Below are 743 nucleotides of genomic sequence, written 5' to 3'. Positions count from 1 at the left end.
CCGCCGTGGCGAGCCGCGACATTGCCCGCGGCAAGGGCGGGGTCGACGACAGAGACGCCGACCGCGCAATCAGATCTGGCGCCGCGGCGTGGAAATTCTTCGACCAGAACGAGGCTGACAACCGCGTCCAGGAACGTCGGGCCCGCAGGGAACTGCTGACCGCGAGCGTCGGGCAGCGGTGGGACGGCGGCGACCGCTCGGCCATCGCGCCAATGAAGGTCTATACCCCCACCCGTGGCCAGCGAGGGAGATCTCGCGCCACCGCGTCCTCGCCGCACCGCTCACCGGTGAAGGCGTCGCCGAACGCGAAGGTGTGGAACGCCGCCGTGCCGGCCCGCACGACGCCTGAGGACCGGTACATCTGATGTCGGCATCCGGACCCAACCCTGTCCTCGCACCGATTCGCCGGTGGGTGCTCTACTCCCGCACCCACTTGGCGATCACGGTGGCCGGCGCCGTTGCGTTGTTGTTCGCTGCCGGCGCGGTCTTCGGAGAGCCCCCTCCGCCGCGGGCGGTCGCTCATGAGGCGGACACCACCGTGGAACCGGTCACGCCCGCGGAGACGATCAGCTAAGACCTCGACGAAGTGACCGAGTCCCTGGTCGTCGCGAAGACCGCAGCCTGGGCCGCCTCGAGCGCACCTGCCACAGCGATGGCCTACGCGCACGCCTTCGTCAACACAGCACCGTCAGATTCTCTGTGGGCCAATACTATCGGCCGACACACCGCCGACAAGCTGGGAG

Annotated in this window: 1 protein-coding gene and 1 pseudogene; both read left to right on the top strand. The window is 69.0% G+C overall.

Translation table 11 applies throughout. The features are described from left to right. A pseudogene (locus tag R3P93_RS24515) lies at positions 1–365 on the top strand (hypothetical protein); the annotation flags it as partial. Beyond that, entirely contained in the window at positions 365–574 is a 210-nt protein-coding gene (locus R3P93_RS24510) for a hypothetical protein (protein WP_317534365.1), read from the top strand. The pseudogene R3P93_RS24515 and the gene R3P93_RS24510, both read left to right, overlap by 1 nt. The last annotated feature ends 169 nt before the right edge of the window (positions 575–743 follow it).

Origin of the sequence: Rhodococcus cerastii (assembly GCF_033042195.1) — a bacterium.
GTDB lineage: Bacteria > Actinomycetota > Actinomycetes > Mycobacteriales > Mycobacteriaceae > Rhodococcoides.
Note: the sequence above shows the minus strand (reverse complement) of the source record. Positions and strands in the feature narration are given on the sequence as shown.

Bases quoted from the DNA above. Each gene is read 5' to 3' on its own strand.
- R3P93_RS24510 (WP_317534365.1), top strand. From the start codon at position 365: ATGTCGGCATCCGGACCCAACCCTGTCCTCGCACCGATTCGCCGGTGG.